This is a genomic window from Neisseria shayeganii 871, assembly GCF_000226875.1.
Classification (GTDB): Bacteria; Pseudomonadota; Gammaproteobacteria; order Burkholderiales; family Neisseriaceae; genus Eikenella; species Eikenella shayeganii.
Window position 1 is genome coordinate 305,281 of record NZ_JH164926.1, and the last position, 17,037, is coordinate 322,317.

At 54.6% G+C, this 17,037-nt stretch carries 13 protein-coding genes and 2 pseudogenes; 6 read left to right on the top strand and 9 right to left on the bottom strand.

The window, feature by feature from the left end; genetic code table 11:
- Positions 1-4: 4 nt before the first annotated feature.
- Positions 5-100: pseudogene (locus tag HMPREF9371_RS12985) on the top strand (lipoprotein signal peptidase); the annotation flags it as partial.
- A 55-nt stretch (positions 101-155) separates the two neighbouring features.
- Here HMPREF9371_RS12985 and serS read toward each other — a convergent pair.
- The 3 genes from serS to HMPREF9371_RS01385 form a co-directional block, all read right to left on the bottom strand.
- Positions 156-1,448, bottom strand: a complete 1,293-nt coding sequence (gene serS, locus HMPREF9371_RS01375) for a serine--tRNA ligase (RefSeq protein WP_009118021.1) — start codon at positions 1,446-1,448, stop codon at positions 156-158.
- A gap of 91 nt (positions 1,449-1,539) precedes the next feature.
- Positions 1,540-2,349 (bottom strand): lysophospholipid acyltransferase family protein, encoded by an 810-nt coding sequence (locus HMPREF9371_RS01380; RefSeq protein WP_009118022.1) that lies wholly within the window; start codon positions 2,347-2,349, stop codon positions 1,540-1,542.
- Between the two features lie 9 nt (positions 2,350-2,358).
- On the bottom strand, positions 2,359-3,108 hold the full coding sequence (locus tag HMPREF9371_RS01385) for a GNAT family N-acetyltransferase (protein WP_156786961.1): 750 nt from the start codon (positions 3,106-3,108) through the stop codon (positions 2,359-2,361).
- Positions 3,109-3,434: 326 nt separating this feature from the next.
- Between HMPREF9371_RS01385 and HMPREF9371_RS01390 the strand changes: the two genes are divergently transcribed.
- Complete coding sequence (locus HMPREF9371_RS01390) at positions 3,435-4,061, top strand: lytic transglycosylase domain-containing protein (protein WP_009118024.1); 627 nt, start codon at positions 3,435-3,437, stop codon at positions 4,059-4,061.
- A gap of 49 nt (positions 4,062-4,110) precedes the next feature.
- Here the strand turns inward: HMPREF9371_RS01390 and HMPREF9371_RS01395 are convergent, their stop codons facing one another.
- Together HMPREF9371_RS01395 and rfbD are read right to left on the bottom strand one after the other, a co-directional pair.
- Positions 4,111-6,834 (bottom strand): autotransporter outer membrane beta-barrel domain-containing protein, encoded by a 2,724-nt coding sequence (locus HMPREF9371_RS01395; protein WP_009118025.1) that lies wholly within the window; start codon positions 6,832-6,834, stop codon positions 4,111-4,113.
- Between the two features lie 157 nt (positions 6,835-6,991).
- Complete coding sequence (gene rfbD, locus HMPREF9371_RS01400; protein WP_009118026.1) at positions 6,992-7,840, bottom strand: dTDP-4-dehydrorhamnose reductase; 849 nt, start codon at positions 7,838-7,840, stop codon at positions 6,992-6,994.
- Positions 7,841-8,269: 429 nt separating this feature from the next.
- On the opposite strand from rfbD, the gene greA reads away from it, so the two are divergent.
- Positions 8,270-8,746, top strand: coding sequence for a transcription elongation factor GreA (greA, locus tag HMPREF9371_RS01405; protein ID WP_009118027.1), 477 nt, complete (start codon positions 8,270-8,272; stop codon positions 8,744-8,746).
- 185 nt (positions 8,747-8,931) lie between these two features.
- On the opposite strand, the gene phaC is transcribed toward greA, so the two are convergent.
- The 3 genes from phaC to phbB all read right to left on the bottom strand — a co-directional run bounded on the left by phaC (position 8,932) and on the right by phbB (position 12,055).
- The gene (gene phaC / locus HMPREF9371_RS01410) at positions 8,932-10,707 is read right to left on the bottom strand and encodes a class I poly(R)-hydroxyalkanoic acid synthase (protein ID WP_009118028.1); all 1,776 of its coding nucleotides are present in this window, start codon (positions 10,705-10,707) and stop codon (positions 8,932-8,934) included.
- 148 nt (positions 10,708-10,855) lie between these two features.
- Positions 10,856-11,197: a phasin family protein gene (locus HMPREF9371_RS01415; RefSeq protein WP_009118029.1), complete on the bottom strand. Its 342-nt coding sequence runs from the start codon at positions 11,195-11,197 to the stop codon at positions 10,856-10,858.
- A gap of 99 nt (positions 11,198-11,296) precedes the next feature.
- Positions 11,297-12,055 (bottom strand): acetoacetyl-CoA reductase, encoded by a 759-nt coding sequence (gene phbB / locus HMPREF9371_RS01420; protein WP_009118030.1) that lies wholly within the window; start codon positions 12,053-12,055, stop codon positions 11,297-11,299.
- Positions 12,056-12,661: 606 nt separating this feature from the next.
- On the opposite strand from phbB, the gene HMPREF9371_RS01425 reads away from it, so the two are divergent.
- From HMPREF9371_RS01425 to ychF, 3 genes are all read left to right on the top strand, one after another.
- Positions 12,662-13,834: a 5-(carboxyamino)imidazole ribonucleotide synthase gene (locus tag HMPREF9371_RS01425; RefSeq protein ID WP_050797931.1), complete on the top strand. Its 1,173-nt coding sequence runs from the start codon at positions 12,662-12,664 to the stop codon at positions 13,832-13,834.
- Between the two features lie 82 nt (positions 13,835-13,916).
- Positions 13,917-15,605 carry a glutamine--tRNA ligase/YqeY domain fusion protein gene (locus tag HMPREF9371_RS01430; RefSeq protein ID WP_009118034.1) on the top strand — a complete coding sequence of 563 codons (1,689 nt, stop codon included), beginning with the start codon at positions 13,917-13,919 and terminating at the stop codon, positions 15,603-15,605.
- A gap of 163 nt (positions 15,606-15,768) precedes the next feature.
- Positions 15,769-16,860 (top strand): redox-regulated ATPase YchF, encoded by a 1,092-nt coding sequence (ychF, locus tag HMPREF9371_RS01435; RefSeq protein ID WP_009118035.1) that lies wholly within the window; start codon positions 15,769-15,771, stop codon positions 16,858-16,860.
- An 11-nt stretch (positions 16,861-16,871) separates the two neighbouring features.
- On the opposite strand, the pseudogene HMPREF9371_RS13845 reads toward ychF, so the two are convergent.
- Positions 16,872-17,012, bottom strand: a pseudogene (locus HMPREF9371_RS13845) (lipoprotein signal peptidase); the annotation flags it as partial.
- Positions 17,013-17,037 lie beyond the last annotated feature (25 nt).

The window sequence follows — 17,037 nt, forward strand, 5'->3', positions numbered from 1 at the left end:
CTAGCTTGCCTATCTATCTGATATGTCTGCACTCGCTGCGCTGCTACGCCTTGAACTGCATCCACATCTGGGGCTTTTGCAAAGGTCTCAGGCTACCTGAAAGGCGTGCCGGCATGGAGCAGCTGTTTTCAGGTAGCCTTTTGTGCGTTGGCGGTTTAGGGCACCAGTTTTTCGGCGCCGCCCAGATAGGGGCGCAGGGCGGGCGGAATGGCGATGCTGCCGTCTGCCTGTTGGTGGTTTTCCAGCACCGCCACCAAGGCGCGGCCGACGGCGAGGCCGGAGCCGTTGAGGGTGTGCAGCAGGCGGTTTTTGCCGTTTTCGTCTTTGAAGCGGGCTTTCATGCGGCGGGCTTGGAAGTCTTCACAATTGGAGCAGCTGGAGATTTCGCGGTAGGTGTTTTGCGCGGGCACCCACACTTCGAGATCGTAGGTTTTGCTGGCGCCGAAGCCCATGTCGCCGGTGCACAACACGATCACGCGGTAGGGCAGTTCGAGCAGTTGCAGGATTTTTTCGGCGTGGCCCACCATTTCTTCCAAGGTAGCGTAAGACGTGTCGGGGTGGACGATTTGCACCATTTCCACTTTGTCGAACTGGTGCTGGCGGATCAGGCCGCGGGTGTCTTTGCCGTGCGAGCCGGCTTCGCTGCGGAAGCAGGGCGAGTGGGCGGTGAGTTTAATCGGCAGCGCCTCTTGCGGCACGATGCGCTCGCGCACGGTGTTGGTGAGGGTGACTTCGGCGGTGGGAATCAGGTATTGGCCGAGTTTGCTTTCGTCGCCGCCGCGGGTAACGTGAAAGAGGTCTTCGCCGAATTTCGGCAGCTGGCCGGTGCCCAAGAGGGTGCTGTCGCTGACGATGTAGGGCGTGTAGCACTCGGTGTAGCCGTGCTGCTGGGTATGGGTGTCGAGCATGAATTGCGCCAGGGCGCGGTGCAGGCGTGCGATGGGGCCTTTCATCAGGCTGAAGCGGGCGCCGGAGAGGGCGGCAGCGGTCTCGAAGTCCAACCCCAGTTTTTCGCCCAAGTCAACGTGGTCTTTGACTTCGAAATCGAATTGGCGCGGGCTGCCGACGCGGCGCACTTCCACATTGTCGTTTTCATCGCGGCCGGCGGGCACGCTGTCGTGGGGCAGGTTGGGGATGACCAGCAGCCAGTCGTCCAGCTGTTTCTGCACGTCTTGGTAGGCGGCATCGGTTTGTTCCAATTCGCTTTTGATGGCGGCCACTTCGGCCATGGCCGCTTCGGCTTCCGCGTGTTTGCCTTGGCCTTTGAGGGCGCCGATCTGTTTGGACACGCTGTTGCGGCGCGCCTGCAATTCTTCGGTTTTCACTTGCAGGGCTTTGCGGCGGCTTTCCAGTTCTTCAAAGGCGGCGGTGTCAAGAGCGAAGCCGCGGGCGGCCAGCTTGGCGGCGACGGCGGCAGAATCGTTGCGGAGGCGTTGGATGTCTAACATGATGGGCGCGAATAAACGGAAAAAATAAAGCGCGTATTGTAAACGCGCCGCAGCATAAAGGCTACCTGAAAGGCTTTCAGGCAGCCTGTTTTCAGGTAGCCTCTGCCGGTGCGGGGGAGCGGCCGGAGGCGGCCATCAGTTCGGCGACGGACTTGCCCTGCAGTTCGGCCAGTTTGGTGGCCACTTGGGCTTCGGCTTCGGCACAAATCTGCTGGCGGGTTTTGCCGGCCACGGCAATCGGCTCGAGAAAATACAGCGCCACTTCGCTTTGCTTTTGCGGCAGGATGCGGCAGAACGACTGCCACATGCTGAGGTCGCCGAAGTAGGCCATATCGGTGTTCGGGCTGCCGTCTGCTTTCGGGTAATAAAGGGCAATCGGCCACACGTCCTGCCCGCTTTGCACGGCGGCTTCAAACAGATTGCTGCGGAAGGGTTTGAGCTCGGTGCCGTCGGTGCTGGTGCCTTCGGGAAAGACCACGGTGTAGTCGCTTTCGGCCAAAATCTGCAACAGGATGTCGCGCACCTGTTGCGAGGAGCGGCGGTTGTTGCGTTGGATGAACACGGTTTCCGCCCGTGCCGCCAGCCAGCCGACGGCGGGCCAGCTGCGCACTTCCTCTTTGGCCACAAAGCGCACCGCATGTACGGAATTGACGGCGAAAATATCCAGCCAGGAAACGTGGTTGCCCACCATAAACAGGCCGCCGGAAGCAAAAAAACGCTCGGCGCCGTAAACGCTGAGTTTCACGCCGCACACGCGCATGCACTGGCGCGACCACTCGCGCACGCGCCGCTGGCGGCCCGGACGGCCTTCGCGTTTGAAAAACAGGGCTACCTGAATGCAGCCCCAAGCAATCACGCCGCCGATGCCGATCAGGCGCAGCCACAAACGAAGGGTGCTCATGCGGCTGCCTCAACGGACAAAATGTTTGGCATAGCGCGGATGGATGCGCCACATCGGCATCATCACCAGCATATCGGCTGTTTTGAAATCCTGATCCCAGTGCGGTTCGCCGCAAATCCATACGCCGGCACGCAGATAGCCTTTTAAGAGCGGCGGGGGAGCCACCGGGAGGTCTTGCCGCAACTCGTCCAGCGGCAGGGGATGCTTGGGGAAAACGCGGTATTCTTCCGGCGCGTAGTGGTGCTGTTCGATGTAGCGGAACAGGCTGGCGGCTTCATGCCCGCCGTCGGCCATGGCCACGCTGCCGCAGCCGATCATGTAGTCCAGATGGTTCAGCTTCATAAACTGGGTGAGCCCCATCCAAAGAAGGGAGATGGTGCTGCCGGAGCGGTAATCGGCGTGCACGCAGGCGCGGCCGAGCTCGACCGCTTTGGGCAGAATATTCTCGATGCGGCTCAAATCGAATTCGGAAGCGGAATACCAGCCGCCGTTGGCTTCGGCGGCTGCTTGGGTGGTGAGGCGGTAAGTGCCCACAATTTCGCCGCTGTGTTTGTCGCGTACCACCAAATGGCGGCAGAAGGCATCGTAGCGGTCGATGTCGCGGCCGTCATGGCCGGCAATATTGGCGCCCATTTCGTGGGCGAAAATGTCGTAACGCAACCGTTGGGCCGCTTCGACAGTGGCTTCGTCTTGGGCAAGCAAGACCTCCAGCCGGCTGCTTTCGATGGCGGGCCAGGATTCGGTTTTCGTTCGCTGCATAAAAGACTCCCGAAGGTGTACTGTGGCGAAGGCCGAACTGTAAAGCCCAACGCGGGCAAAGGCAAGCGGATTATCGGGAAAATCAGCACAAACCCGGCCGTCGGGTAAGCCGGGCTGAGACCTTTGCAAACCCTCCAGATGTGGATGCAGTTCAAGGCGTAGCAGCGCAGCGAGTGCAGACATATCACACGATAGGCAAGCGAGCGAGCAGCGCACAACGCAGAAATGCGCCGCAGATGGGGGGTTGCAAAGGTCTCGGGCTGATGTTTTTCCCCGCCCGCCGTTTTATAATCACGGCCTGTTTGTAAAGGAATGGTTTGGTGAAGATGTTTGAGGAACAGCCGCAGAGCCCGCAACGCCGGCATTGGCTGCTGTCTGCCGCGGCCTGCTCGGCCGTCTGCCTGCTGCCGGCCGTGGCGAGAGCCGGCGCCCAGCGTGAGGAAACCCTGTCTGACGACGTGGCTTCGGTGATGCGCCATTCGGTCAACAATGTCAACCCGCCGCGGCTCGTGTTTGCCGATCCTTATGATGCGCCGCGTTGGCTGAACGATATGTCGCTGCGTTTGGCGCGCTATGTGCCCGATGTGCTGGCGCGGCGGCGTTTGTTGATCAACATCCAATACGAGTCGGTGCGGGCGGGCTTGGACACGCAGATGGTGCTGGGTTTGATTCAGGTGGAGAGCGCGTTCCGCCAATACGCCATCAGCGGCGTAGGCGCGCGCGGCCTGATGCAGGTGATGCCGTTTTGGAAAAACTACATCGGTAAGCCGGAACACAATCTTTTCGACATCCGCACCAATTTGCGTTACGGCTGCACCATTCTGCGCCACTACCGCAATGTGGAAAACGGCAATCTGCAGCGGGCATTGGCGCGCTACAACGGCAGCTTGGGCAGCAGCCGTTATCCCGATGCGGTTATCGGTGCGTGGAAAAACCGTTGGGATTGGGCTTAGGGGCGGCGTTTGTGAGACGCCGCCCCCAAAAACGGAACGAGTCGGGCCCTTACCAGCGATAGCGCAGACCGGCGCGCAGAGCGGCGCCTTCTTCTCCTGCGTTGCTATGACGCCACACTCGGTTGCCCTTACCCAAAGAACGAACATAGCGCACGTCGCCGTAAACACTCAAACCTTTGGCGGCTTGAATCTGACCGCCCAAGCCCAACTCGGTTTTCCAACGCGTATCGTCCGAAACCAGCACATCATTGCCCAGGCGCACGTCTGTGCGTCCGAAGGGACGGATCAGATTGGCAATCAAATACACGTCATTGTTCCCGTCACGCCACATTAGGCGGCTGCCCACGCGCGCAGTCAAACGATGATCTGCACCGTCCGCTATCTCACGCACGCCGTCGTGTTTGCCGTTCAAATATTGGTATTGGTATACCAGCTGGGCCTGCGGTTCTACATACCAATTACCGCCCAGCAGGAAAGGCTTGCCTACTTCCGCAGAAGCCGCTACCGCATAACCTTGCTGAGAAGCCAGGCGATGTCGGTTTTTCAGCCAGGAAATCTGACCCACCAAATCCAAATAGCCGCCGCTAGCTGCGTAACGGGTGTGGTACACACCGGCCGAAACAATATCGGTTTTGGCGCTGCCGATGTATTTGTCGTCGCTTACCAAACCATTGGTTGCACGGTATTTATCGTACAGGTTGTGATCGGCATGGCTATATGCCAGCATCAAGCCGGTGCGTCGGCTGCCTTGTTCTGCGTGGGAGCGGTGGATGTCGGCGCCGATTTGCAAGGTATTGGTACGGCTGCGTGCGCCGAAGCGGTCTTTATCCTGAATGCGTTTATCCGCATTGATTGTGCGCACCCATACATCCGGTCCCTCACCTTGTTGTGCGTCATTTTGGTAACGGCTGCCTACCCGCTGGTGCAGCATGCCGATATGTTCCAAGCCTAGGTTTAAAGCCAAGCCGCGGGTTTGCACATAATGGGCCGCTTCAGGCGCAATGATTTCCCTTCCCCCAGCTTTTAACGTCCAGCGGTAATTATTGTCGTTGCGCACCAGCTGTACCTGTTGCGCTCCATCGGTTTGAGCCGTGCCGAAAAAGGCATGGCCGTCCGGGGTCTGCGCTTCATGCTTCCCATTTACCACAATCACATCCTCAGAGAAGATATCGGTATTTTTCGGCGTAATATTGCCGATGGTGCGGCTGTGGAGCTTCACTTGTGTGGCTGCATTAACCTTAAGATCGGTAATGATCAGCCGATTGCTTTGGGTAGTGCCGTTCGGGTCGGCAGCATCATCATCCCAAGTGGTATTCATCACAATGGTGCCGCCCTTCGCCTCGTATCGATCGGCGTATATCGAATCGGTACCGTTGATGGCAAATTCGATTTTGCCATCCGTCAGGCTTAAGCTCGTGAGAAACGAATCCAATTTGTCAGTGGTGCGCCATATGCTGTCTGAGCCATACTGAGTCAAATTCAATTCACCATCACCCTTATGCAGGCTGCCCTGTAGCAAGCCATTTGCATCGGGTTTGCCGTTGGATTCGTTCTTGATATCAACCACGCCAGCGGCCTCATTGCGGACAGCATAAACTTGTCCTGTTGATTTCAAACTGCCTGTATTGCTGATTGCAAACTTACCGTCGCCGTGGTGACGCGCGATACCGCCTTGTCGCTCAATACTACCGGTGTTTTTAAACTCAGCCGCAGTGTTGGCAGCAGCAGTAGCATGCACCGCAATATCTTCTTTTTCTGTTACTGCTAACTTTCCATCGTTTTGCAGCACCCCGCCGCCCTTCAGCTCAATGGCGCGGGCATGCGGTGTCTTGATGGTGGCGTCACCCTTAAAGTGCAGGGTATTTTTGCCGTCGGGCGAATCCGGGGTGGGGGGCGAACCCACATCGATGGCCAAGCCGACGGCGGGCTCCTCGATGGTTAAGCTTAGCTCATTGAATTCGAGCCGATTGCCTTGGTTTTGAACCATGTCTATAAAAGTATCGCCCACTTCGGCCACGGTCTTTGCACCGAAAATTAATTCGGCCTCCGCTCCTCCAACACGGATGCGGCCGCCTTGATTGTGTCCCACTCCCTTTCGGCCTTGGATATCGGCGCCGCCGTTCAAGCGATAGGTGCCGTAACCCAAGCGGATCAAATCGGAGCCTGCCGTATTCGCCGTCAGCTTGCCCTCCAGCGTCATAGAGGTATCTTGGCGTCCTTTCTTAGTAAGTAAACGGATACTATTCCAACCGTAGCCTAAATCCAATATCGACCCCGTATAGTCACCATGGGTCACCGACAAATCGCCTCGAATGTGCAAATCGCCTCCACCGCCCACCACAATATCGCGGGTATTGCGCACGTTCGCCTGCTCTACCACCACATCACCTTCGAAAACCGCACGGTTTCGGACGTCACCTGACTCATCGCGTAAATAAATAGCCGAATAATCTTGCGGCTTATTGCCTGCTCCCGGCCCCGACTTATGCAACTGTACGCGGTTTGCGCTAAACGTGGCGGACCCGCCACCCCGCACATCAATAACGGCAGATGTTCTGCCGGCAGCGCTGAATGTGTCTTCAGCATAACTGCATGTCTCTCCGGATATGGCCAAAGCCTGAGTGGCGCTGTAGGTGGGGCAGGCCGCTTGGCTTAATGCCGGCAGCGCAGCCAAAACGGCGGCCAAAACGGTGAGTTGCGGTTTGTGCAGTGTGCTTTTGGCCGCAGAGAAGCCGTGTCGGGCAATATTGGAGGATAGGATATTTAAATTCATAAGTATGACTCCCGTACTTTAAATAAATGTTATTGATGAATTTATCGACCGAATGATTGGAAGAAGGCTCGGTAAGCCAGGCAATGGCGAGAGAAAAAGTGTTGCCAGCAACACACTTGCCGGATGCCCACCCGGCAAGTGTGTTGGTGGATCTGCCCTAAGCCGACTGGATAAGCTGTTTTAACGCAGCTTGCCAATCTGAAGGCAAATAGCCCACTTGGCGGATTTTATCACAGTTTAACACACTATAGGGAGGACGCGGCGTGTGCTCATCGCTTTGCTGAGAGAATGCTTCTTGCACCGTGGCGTTGACCGGGCAGATTTTTTCCAAAGTGTGCAGAATGATTTGGGCGAATTCATATCGAGTTACCGGAACATCGCCACAGAAATGATAAATCCCAGGTGTGATCCTGGACTCTTGGGCGAATTGAATCATTAATTTGGCCAAATCGCCGGCATAAGTGGGACAACCGACTTTGTCCGTGACGACGGAAATCATTTCTTGATCGGCTTGGCTAAGGATGTCTTTGACAAAATTGCTACCGTATTCGGAAAAGACCCAGGAGCTGCGGATAATGATACTGTCAGGATTGGCCGCCAAAGCCAGCAGTTCTCCGGCTAATTTGGATTTGGCATAGGTGCTCAGCGGGTTGGGGTAGTCTAATTCGGTATAGGGCTCGTGTTTTTGGCCGTCAAAAACATAATCGCTGGAGATATGGATGAATCGGACATTGTGCTTGGCTGCGGCTGCGGCCAAGTTACGTACGCCTTCTGCGTTGACGGCAAAAACCTTGTCTTTATTGTGTTCGGCTGCTTCCAAGTCGGTATAGCCTGCGGCGTTGATGATGACGTCAGGCTCGAAATTTTGCACCATATTATCGACGGCTTGTGCTTGGGTAATGTCTAGGGTGGCAGAGTCGGCTGCGATCATTTCCCAGTGTTCGGGTTTTTGTTGTTTCAGACTTTGGCCGACTTGGCCTTTGGCTCCGGTCAATAATATTCTCATGTAATGTATCTTTCAGTTACTTTAAAAAATAATTAACTCAATTATATCAATATATTATTTTAATATAAATTTGAAAACAGGTCTCAATTATAGCAGCTTATCTCAAGGTCTGTTGGCATTGGTATTGCAGTGGTATTTTAGCTTCCAAGCCTGTTTTGCTATCCGGTTAAAATCTATGTCTGATGTGTTGGTAAGGTGAGCAAGTTTGGGCATATTTCTGTCTGGTATGTGTTGTATCTAGTTGTTGTCAAGCTAACTGCCTCAGTAATCCAGACCGATACTTGGCGTATTTGGATATGATCTGTTATAATAAAAACCAGATAAATTACAACAAGCCGCCGTTTGCGCGGCTTGCCTTTTTTATGGAAAATCGGTTCGGGCGGCATTAGGAAATGCTGCCCGAATCGTACTTTATTTGGAGAATGCGTAATGCAGAAAATCCCTTTAACCGTACGCGGTGCCGAACTTCTCAAACAGGAATTACAACAACTGAAAAGCATTGCCCGCCCCGCCATTATTGAAGCCATTGCCGAGGCACGCTCCCACGGTGATTTATCTGAAAATGCGGAATATGAAGCAGCTAAGGAAAAGCAGGGCTTTATCGAAGGTCGTATTGCCGAAATAGAGAATAAGCTGTCACTTGCACATATCATTGATCCAACTGAGATTCATGCTGAAGGCAAAATTGTTTTTGGCAGTACCGTGGTATTGGAGGATTTGGAAAATGAAACTCAAGTCCGCTATCAGATTGTTGGTGACGATGAGGCAGATATTAAAGAAAATAAAATTTCCGTCAGCTCTCCGATTGCTCGCGCCCTTATCGGCAAAGAAGAAGGAGATGTGGCTGAAGTCCAGGCTCCGGGTGGTTTGCGAGAATACGAAGTGGTGGAGGTATTGTATATCTGACATATTATTATAGAGCCAAGCTCTTGTTCCATTTTGCCTGGTGATGAGCCAAAGAAGAGGCACCTTAACCCTAGGGCATAAACGCATAACGCAACAATGCGCCGCAGATGGGGTTTTACAAAGGTTTCAGGCTACCTGAAAATTTCAGGTAGCCTGTTTTATCTTTTATCGGAGCGGAAAACGGTTTATTTCACCAGATTCACTTTCACGTAGCTGCCGGGCGCGGCGGCCAGTGGCGGGAAGTTTTCGTTGCCGATGCTGCGGGCAGGGATTTTGTCGCCGGCGTAGGCCTGCACCCATCGTTGCCAGTATGTCCACCATGAGCCTTCGTGATGCGCGGCGCCGGCCAGCCAATCGCTGCCGTTTTCAAAGGCGGCGGTGTTGGTGAAGTAGCCGTATTTGTTTTTGGCCGGCGGGTTGACGATGCCGGCCACGTGGCCAGATTCGCCCAACACCAAGGTGCTCTCACCGCCCAGATGTTTGGAACCTTTAAAAGTTTCCTCCCATAACGCGATGTGGTCTTCTTTGGTGGAAATGAAGAAATTGGGTGTTTTGACGCGCGACAGGTTGATGCCGACGCCGCCCAGTTTTACTTTGCCCGGCTCGGCCAGGCTGTTGTTGAGGTAGAGATCGCGCAGCAGGAAGCTGTGGACTTTTGGGGTGACATTGGTGCCGTCGCTGTTCCAGTAGAGGATGTCGAATTCGGCAGGTTCTTTGCCTTTCAGGTAGTTTTCGATGTAGTAGTTCCAATAGAGCGAGTTTTCGCGCAGCAGGCTGAAGGTAACGGCCAGTTGGCGGCCGTCGAAATAGCCCAGCTGTTTGTCCATGCTTTCGATGGCACTGATGACGGGATCATTGATGAATACGCCCAACTCGCCGGGGTTTTCGAAGTCTAGGATGGTGGTCATGTAGGTGGCGGACTTGATGCGGTTTTTCAGCCGTTTGCCCACATAGTAAGCTTGGGTGGCGGCCAACAGTGTGCCGCCCATGCAGTAGCCGAGGGCGTTGACTTCTTTTTCGCCGGTGATGTCTTCAATGACGCGTACGGCTTCGCAGATGCCGGATACGGCCAAGTCTTCAAAGCCGATGTGTTGTTGGGATTTGTCGGGATTGGCCCAAGACATCAGGAACACGGTATGGCCTTGGCTGCGCAGCCAGTGTACGAAAGAGTTTTGCTCGCGCAGGTCGAGAATATAGTATTTGTTGATGAAAGGCGGCACCACCAGCAGCGGTGTTTTGTAAACTTCTTTGGTAACGGCTTCGTATTGCAGCAGCTGGAAAATTTCGTTTTCGAAAACCACGCTGCCGGAGGTGACGGCCAAATCGGTGCCCACCTCGAAGGCATGATCTTTCATCATGCGGATTTTCAGGTAGCGGGCGCTGTTCATCAGGTCTTCGTGAAACAGTTTCATGCCGCGCAACAGGTTTTCGCCGTTTTCTTCAACGGTGAGCTTGAGGATTTCGGGGTTGGTCCAGATGAAATTGCCGGGGGAGAGCGCGTTGATGGTTTGGCGCATGAAAAAGTGCAGGCGGTTGCGTACCTGCTCGCTCAGGCCGTCAACGGAATCAATCATGCTTTCGCAGGTGGTGGAGAAATGCAGGTAAGATTGGCGGAGCAGGTCGAATTGGGGCTGGGTTTTCCACAATTCGTTTTTGAAGCGGCGGTCGCCGGGCAGGTCGTCGATAAAGGGGGTTACGCTGTTGTCGGAAGCGCGCAGCATCACGTTGCGGTAGATTTCCATTTGCCCTTGCCACCATTTCATCTGCATTTCCATCAGGCGGGCCGGATTTTTGGCGACGGCTTCGTAGAATTTGCCCAAATCTTCAGTATTGATTTTGGTGAGCGCTTCGCTCAGCGGGCTTTCGCCATAATAGAATTCTTGGATTTTCTGCCAGATGTTTTCGTTGAAATTGAAAAACTGCTGTAGGGTTTCGTTTGGCTTGAAGGCGTCCTGCATCATGTTTGCTCCCGAAGCGAGTGTGCGGTTAGGTAAACAAAAAAGGAAAGGCGGCCGCCGTTGCCGGCGCCGCTTGCGGGCTGCAGCCTTTCAGGTAGCCTGAATCGGCTCAGGGCGGTTTGACGGGCGGCAGCCCCGAAGGTGTGGAGATTTATTTCTTTTTCTCTACGGATTCGGCAACCAATTTGTCCAGCTCGGTTTTGAATTCGTTGGCCAAAGCAGACAGTTTTTTGCCGTCTTCAATCATTTGCTGGCTGATGCGGGTCATGGTTTCCATTTGTTTGGTGCCACTGCTGATCAGGCTTTGCACGTCTTTGATCTGGCTGTTCATGTGGATTTGGGCCAGGCCGATGTCGGCGTATTGGCGGGCAGAGTCCAGTTGCAGATTGGTCAGTGCGGAAAAGTTTTTGGCGACCAATTGGTTGAACTTCAATACCGGCTCGAAAGTGTTTTGGGATTGGTCGCTCAAGGTTTTGAAGAGATCGGTGTACATAAAATCTAACTCCTAAATAATTAAGGTTGGTTTCGTTTGTTTACGGTTTAAAGGATGCCGGATTTCCGGCGGAACGGGCCGCTAAGGTTTAACGGCAAATCAATGCATATACAGCCCGCCGTTGATCGACAGGGTTTCGCCTGTGATGTAGGCGGCGCCGTCGGAAGCCAGGTAAGCGACGGCGGCAGCAATCTCGTCGGGTTCGGCCAAGCGCTGCATGGGAATTTGGGCCTTGATGCTGTCCACCACGTCATCCCGCATGGCGGTTACCATCGGGGTGGCGGTATAGCCGGGGGCGATGGCGTTCACACATACGCCGGCACGGGCGCCTTCGGCGGCCAAGGCCTTGGTAAAGCCGATCATGCCGGCTTTGGCGGCAGAGTAGTTGGCTTGGCCGAATTGTCCTTTCAGTCCGTTAACCGAAGTAATGTTGACGATGCGGCCGGATTTTTGCTCGAGCATACGCTGGAATACCGGTTGGGTAATGGTAAACAGGGATTTCAAATTGGTGTCCAAGACGGCACACCATTGCTCGAAGCTCATTTTTTTAAACTGGGCATCACGGGTGATGCCGGCGTTGTTAACCAGTAAATCGATGCGGCCTTCCGCGTCTAAGGCTTTGTTGATGGCTTCGGTGGCGGCTTCGTGGCTGTTGACGTCGGTCACCACAAAACGGATGGACGACGCATCGAAGCCTTCCTGCTGCAGCCATTGCCGTTCGCGCTCGCCGTTGCCGGAAGACAGCAGGGCGATGATGCGGTAGTTTTCCGCCAGCAGTGTGCGGCAGATGGCCGAACCGATGCCCCCTAGCGCACCGGTTACCAAGGCAACTTTAGGGGTGGGGTTGTGTGCAGACATGGTACAGACTCCTTTGCAGTCGTTGTGATGATGCCGGTTGCAGACAACCGGCGCTTGATTATTTTATTTTTTATTATTGCTTGGTTTCAGGTAGCCTTTGGCTGCTGAAAACTGTGTTTGCACGATGTGCGGATTTATACCATAAATCGGCCGCGGATAAATGGATTTATGTCAAAAAGAAATAAAATTCTAATTTATGTAAACGTGTTTTGTTTGTTTGGCTCTGATGCAAGCCGTTTTTTCAATTGAAGCGTTTACTCGGATATTAGCATAAGATTGTGACGGTTTAAGTACATTCTGCCTTTGACAGAGCGGGGGAGCTGATATTTCAGCGGCAGAAGAGAAGGGTGCCGGCCAGTTCGTTATCAGTGTAATGAATGCATGGCTTTCTGTATCCGATTGGGAAGCTTGTTTATTTTTCTCTTAAAAAACGGATATATTTCAATTGGCTAATCCTTTTGGCTAGGCTTTGCGGCCTTCTTTCGGTAGAATGACGCGTTTAAAGCAGAGGCGCAGGCCGCCTGTTTGCAAAAATTTTTTAAAAAACGTGAACAACGCAGATGCAGGCCGTCCGCAAAGTAGGGGATGGCGGAGTTTTTCATAATGATTGAAACAATTAGTCCGATTTTGCCGCCGGCGATGTTGGGTATTTTGGGTGGCGGTCAACTGGGTCGGATGTTTACCGTGGCCGCTAAGCAGATGGGGTATCGGGTCACCGTGCTGGATCCTGATCCGCAAGCGCCGGCAGCCGAGTTTGCCGACCGCCATATTTGCGCGGCCTACGACGATTTGCAGGCTTTGGCCGATATGGCGGCCTGCGCGGCGGTGACCACCGAATTTGAAAACGTCAACGCCCAAGCCATGCGTGCTTTGGCTTTGGAGACGGTGGTATCGCCCTCGGGCGACTGCGTGGAAATTGCGCAAAACCGCATCCGCGAAAAAATGTGGATACGCAAAGCAGGCTTGCAGACCGCGCCGTATCAGGTGGTGGAAAAGCTTGAAGACATTACCGAGGCCGAAACCGCCGCCTTGCTGCCGGGTATTTTGAAGACTGCGGCGCTGGGTTACGACGGCAAAGGCCAGGTGCGCGTGGCCACGGTGGAAGAGGTGCGGGCCGCGTTTCAAACCCTAAAAAGTGTGCCCTGCGTGCTGGAAAAAATGTTGGACCTGCATGCGGAAATTTCTGTTTTGGTGTGCCGTTTGAACGACCGCCAAATCAAATGTTTTCCGCCTGCCGAAAACCGCCATGAAGACGGTATTCTGGCGTATTCCATCGTGCCGGCCCGTCTGCCCGACAGCGTGCAGAGGCGGGCTCAGGAATTGGCGGCGCGTTTGGCCAATACCTTGGATTATGTGGGTGTGCTGGCGGTGGAAATGTTTGTGATCGGCACACAGCAGGAATTGATTGTGAACGAAATTGCGCCGCGCCCGCACAATTCCGGCCACTATACCTTGGATGCCTGTGTCAGCGACCAATTCGAGCAACAGGTCCGCCTGATGTGCGGGCTGCCGCCTGCCGACACCCGTCTGCTCACGCCTTGCTGCATGGCCAATTTGTTGGGCGATATTTGGCCGGCCGACGGCGAAGTCAATTGGGCGCCCGTGTTGCAGCGGCCGGATGCGGCTCTGCATTTGTACGGCAAAAAAGAAGCGCGGCCGGGGCGCAAAATGGGACATTTTACCGTGATGTCCAATCAGTCTTCCGACATTGCCTTCATGTTGGCCTATAAGCTGCATTGCCAACTCAGTCGGGCTGCAGATTGCGGCCAACCGGCCTGAGCCATTGTTTTCAGGTAGCCCGAACCATTTTTGGGCAGGTTTTGAAAACAGCGTGACGACTTGACTATATTGAAAAACAACCATGATGAACAAAGAACAATTTGCCGATAACCATTTCATCCGCAACATCATCGACGAAGACCTGAAAAGCGGCAAACATACTGCGGTCCAAACCCGCTTTCCGCCCGAGCCCAACGGCTATCTGCACATCGGGCACGCCAAATCCATCTGCCTGAACTTCGGTTTGGCTTATATCTACGATGGCTTGTGCAATCTGCGCTTCGATGACACCAACCCTGAAAAAGAAAATCAGGAATACGTGGATTCGATTAAAGAAGACGTAGAGTGGTTGGGCTTCAAATGGGCGGGCGAGCCGCGTTATGCGTCCGATTATTTCGATCAGCTTTTCGATTACGCCGTCGGCCTGATTCAAGACGGCAAAGCCTATGTGGACGACTTAAGCGCCGAAGAAATGCGCGAATACCGCGGCACGCTCACCGAACCGGGCAAAAACAGCCCTTACCGCGAGCGCAGCGTCGAAGAAAACCTCGATTTGTTCATGCGCATGAAAAACGGAGAGTTCCCCGACGGCAGCAAAACCCTGCGCCTGAAAATCGACATGGCTTCCGGCAACGTGAACCTGCGCGATCCGGTGATTTACCGCATCCGCCGCGCGCATCACCACAACACCGGCGACAAGTGGTGCATCTACCCCATGTATGACTATACCCATGCCATTTCCGATGCCATCGAAAAAATCACCCATTCGCTGTGTACGCTCGAATTTGAAGCCCACCGCCCGCTGTATGACTGGGTGCTCGACAATATCCCGATCGACAACCACCCGCGCCAATACGAGTTTTCCCGCTTGGAACTGCTGTACTCCATTACTTCCAAACGCAAACTGAACCAGTTGGTTAGCGAAAGTCATGTGAACGGTTGGGACGACCCGCGTATGCCCACCATCTCCGGCATGCGCCGCCGCGGCTACACGCCTGAAGGCTTGCGTCTGTTTGCCAAGCGCGTCGGCATTTCCAAGTCGGAGAACGTGGTGGACATGAGCGTGCTCGAAGGCGCGATTCGCGAAGAACTGGAAAACTCCGCCCCGCGCATGATGGCCGTGTTAAACCCGATTAAGGTCACGCTCACCAATTTCGAAGCCGGCAAAACCCAAAGCCGCAGCGCGCCTTACCATCCGCACCACGAAGAAATGGGCGAACGCGAAGTGCCCATCAGCCCAACCCTGTATATTGAAGCCGACGATTTCAGCGAAAACCCGCCAAAAGGTTGGCAGCGCCTCACGCCGGGCGGCGAAGTGCGCCTGCGTTACAGCTATGTGATTAAGTGCGACGAAGTGGTGAAAGACGAAAACGGCAATGTGGTCGAACTCAAATGCAGCATCGACCACGACACCTTAGGTAAAAAGCCTGAAGGTCGTAAAGTGAAAGGGGTCATCCACTGGCTGTCTGCCGAACACGCCGTGCCCGCCACTGTGCGCCTGTACGACCGCCTGTTTACCGAACCGCGACCCGATGCCATTCGCGGGGAAGACGGCGAATACCGCCCGTTCACCGATTTCCTCAACCCGGACTCCATGAGGGAAATCACCGCTTATGTAGAGCCGGTGGCGAACACTTTGGCACCGGAAAGCCGTTGGCAGTTTGAGCGCTTGGGCTATTTTGTGACCGACCGCTACGACCACAGCAAAGAAAAACCGGTGTTCAACCGCACCGTCGCCCTAAAAGACACCTGGCAGGCCAAAGAAGCCTGAGCGGCTACCTGAAAGCCGATTGGCGACATATCGTTAAGTAAGGATGTCTGTGATGATGCAGGCATCCTTTTGTTTTCAGGTAGCCTGAGGCCTTTGCCGCAGACCCAGCGGCATGGTGCTATAATCCGCCCTTTTCCATTTTCCCGAATCTGCAAGGAACGGTATGAGCTTAAAATGCGGCATCGTCGGCCTGCCCAATGTCGGCAAATCTACTTTATTCAACGCCTTAACCCAATCGGGCATTGAGGCGGCCAACTATCCTTTCTGTACCATCGAGCCCAATGTGGGCATTGTGGAAGTGCCCGATCCGCGCATGGCCGAGTTGGCGAAAATCGTGAACCCGCAGAAAATGCAGCCGGCCATTGTGGAGTTCGTCGATATCGCCGGCTTGGTGGCCGGCGCCAGCAAAGGTGAAGGTTTGGGTAACCAGTTTCTGGCCAACATCCGCGAAACCGACGCCATCGTGAACGTGGTGCGCTGCTTCGACGATGACAACATTGTGCACGTTTCCGGCAAGGTGGATCCGATTGCCGACATCGAAACCATCGGCACCGAGCTGGCTTTGGCCGACTTGGCCAGCGTGGAAAAAGCGATTGTGCGCGAAGGCAAACGCGCCAAAGCGGGCGACAAAGACGCGCAAAAACTGGTGGCCTTGTGCGAAAAACTGCTGCCGCACCTCAACGAAGGCAAACCCGTGCGTTCATTCGGCTTGGATGCCGAAGAACTGGCTCTGCTCAAGCCGCTGTTCCTGCTCACGGCGAAACCCGCCATGTATGTGGGCAATGTGGCGGAAGACGGTTTTGAAAACAACCCGCACTTGGCGCGCCTGAAAGAATTGGCCGCCAAAGAAAACGCCCCCGTTGTGGCCGTGTGTGCCGCTTTGGAAAGCGAAATCGCCGAGCTCGAAGACGAAGAAAAAACCGAGTTCCTCGCCGAAATGGGCCTAGAAGAACCCGGCCTTAACCGCCTGATCCGCGCCGGCTATGATTTGCTGGGTTTGCAAACTTATTTCACCGCCGGCGTGAAAGAAGTGCGCGCCTGGACCATCCACAAAGGCGATACCGCGCCGCAAGCCGCCGGCGTGATCCACACCGATTTCGAGCGCGGCTTCATCCGTGCCCAAGTGATTGCTTATGACGATTACATCGCCTTGGGCGGTGAAGCCAAAGCCAAAGAAGCCGGCAAAATGCGGGCCGAGGGCAAGGAGTATGTGGTGCAGGACGGCGATGTGATCCATTTCCTGTTTAATGTGTAAACCCGCCATTCAGGCTGAGACCTTTGCAAAACCCCCAGATGTGGATGCAGTTCAAGGCGTAGCAGCGCAGCGAGTGCAGACATATCATGAAGATAGGCAAGCGAGCGAGCAGCGCACAACGCAGAAATGCGCCGCAGATGGGGGTTTTGCAAAGGTCTCAGGCTACCTGAAAGCTTT

Bases quoted from the DNA above. Each gene is read 5' to 3' on its own strand.
- HMPREF9371_RS01385 (WP_156786961.1), bottom strand. From the start codon at position 3,108: ATGCAGCGAACGAAAACCGAATCCTGGCCCGCCATCGAAAGCAGCCGG.
- serS (WP_009118021.1), bottom strand. From the start codon at position 1,448: ATGTTAGACATCCAACGCCTCCGCAACGATTCTGCCGCCGTCGCCGCC.
- HMPREF9371_RS01380 (WP_009118022.1), bottom strand. From the start codon at position 2,349: ATGAGCACCCTTCGTTTGTGGCTGCGCCTGATCGGCATCGGCGGCGTG.
- HMPREF9371_RS01415 (WP_009118029.1), bottom strand. From the start codon at position 11,197: ATGTACACCGATCTCTTCAAAACCTTGAGCGACCAATCCCAAAACACT.
- greA (WP_009118027.1), top strand. From the start codon at position 8,270: ATGCAGAAAATCCCTTTAACCGTACGCGGTGCCGAACTTCTCAAACAG.
- HMPREF9371_RS01395 (WP_009118025.1), bottom strand. From the start codon at position 6,834: ATGAATTTAAATATCCTATCCTCCAATATTGCCCGACACGGCTTCTCT.
- phaC (WP_009118028.1), bottom strand. From the start codon at position 10,707: ATGATGCAGGACGCCTTCAAGCCAAACGAAACCCTACAGCAGTTTTTC.
- HMPREF9371_RS01430 (WP_009118034.1), top strand. From the start codon at position 13,917: ATGATGAACAAAGAACAATTTGCCGATAACCATTTCATCCGCAACATC.
- phbB (WP_009118030.1), bottom strand. From the start codon at position 12,055: ATGTCTGCACACAACCCCACCCCTAAAGTTGCCTTGGTAACCGGTGCG.
- rfbD (WP_009118026.1), bottom strand. From the start codon at position 7,840: ATGAGAATATTATTGACCGGAGCCAAAGGCCAAGTCGGCCAAAGTCTG.
- ychF (WP_009118035.1), top strand. From the start codon at position 15,769: ATGAGCTTAAAATGCGGCATCGTCGGCCTGCCCAATGTCGGCAAATCT.
- HMPREF9371_RS01390 (WP_009118024.1), top strand. From the start codon at position 3,435: ATGTTTGAGGAACAGCCGCAGAGCCCGCAACGCCGGCATTGGCTGCTG.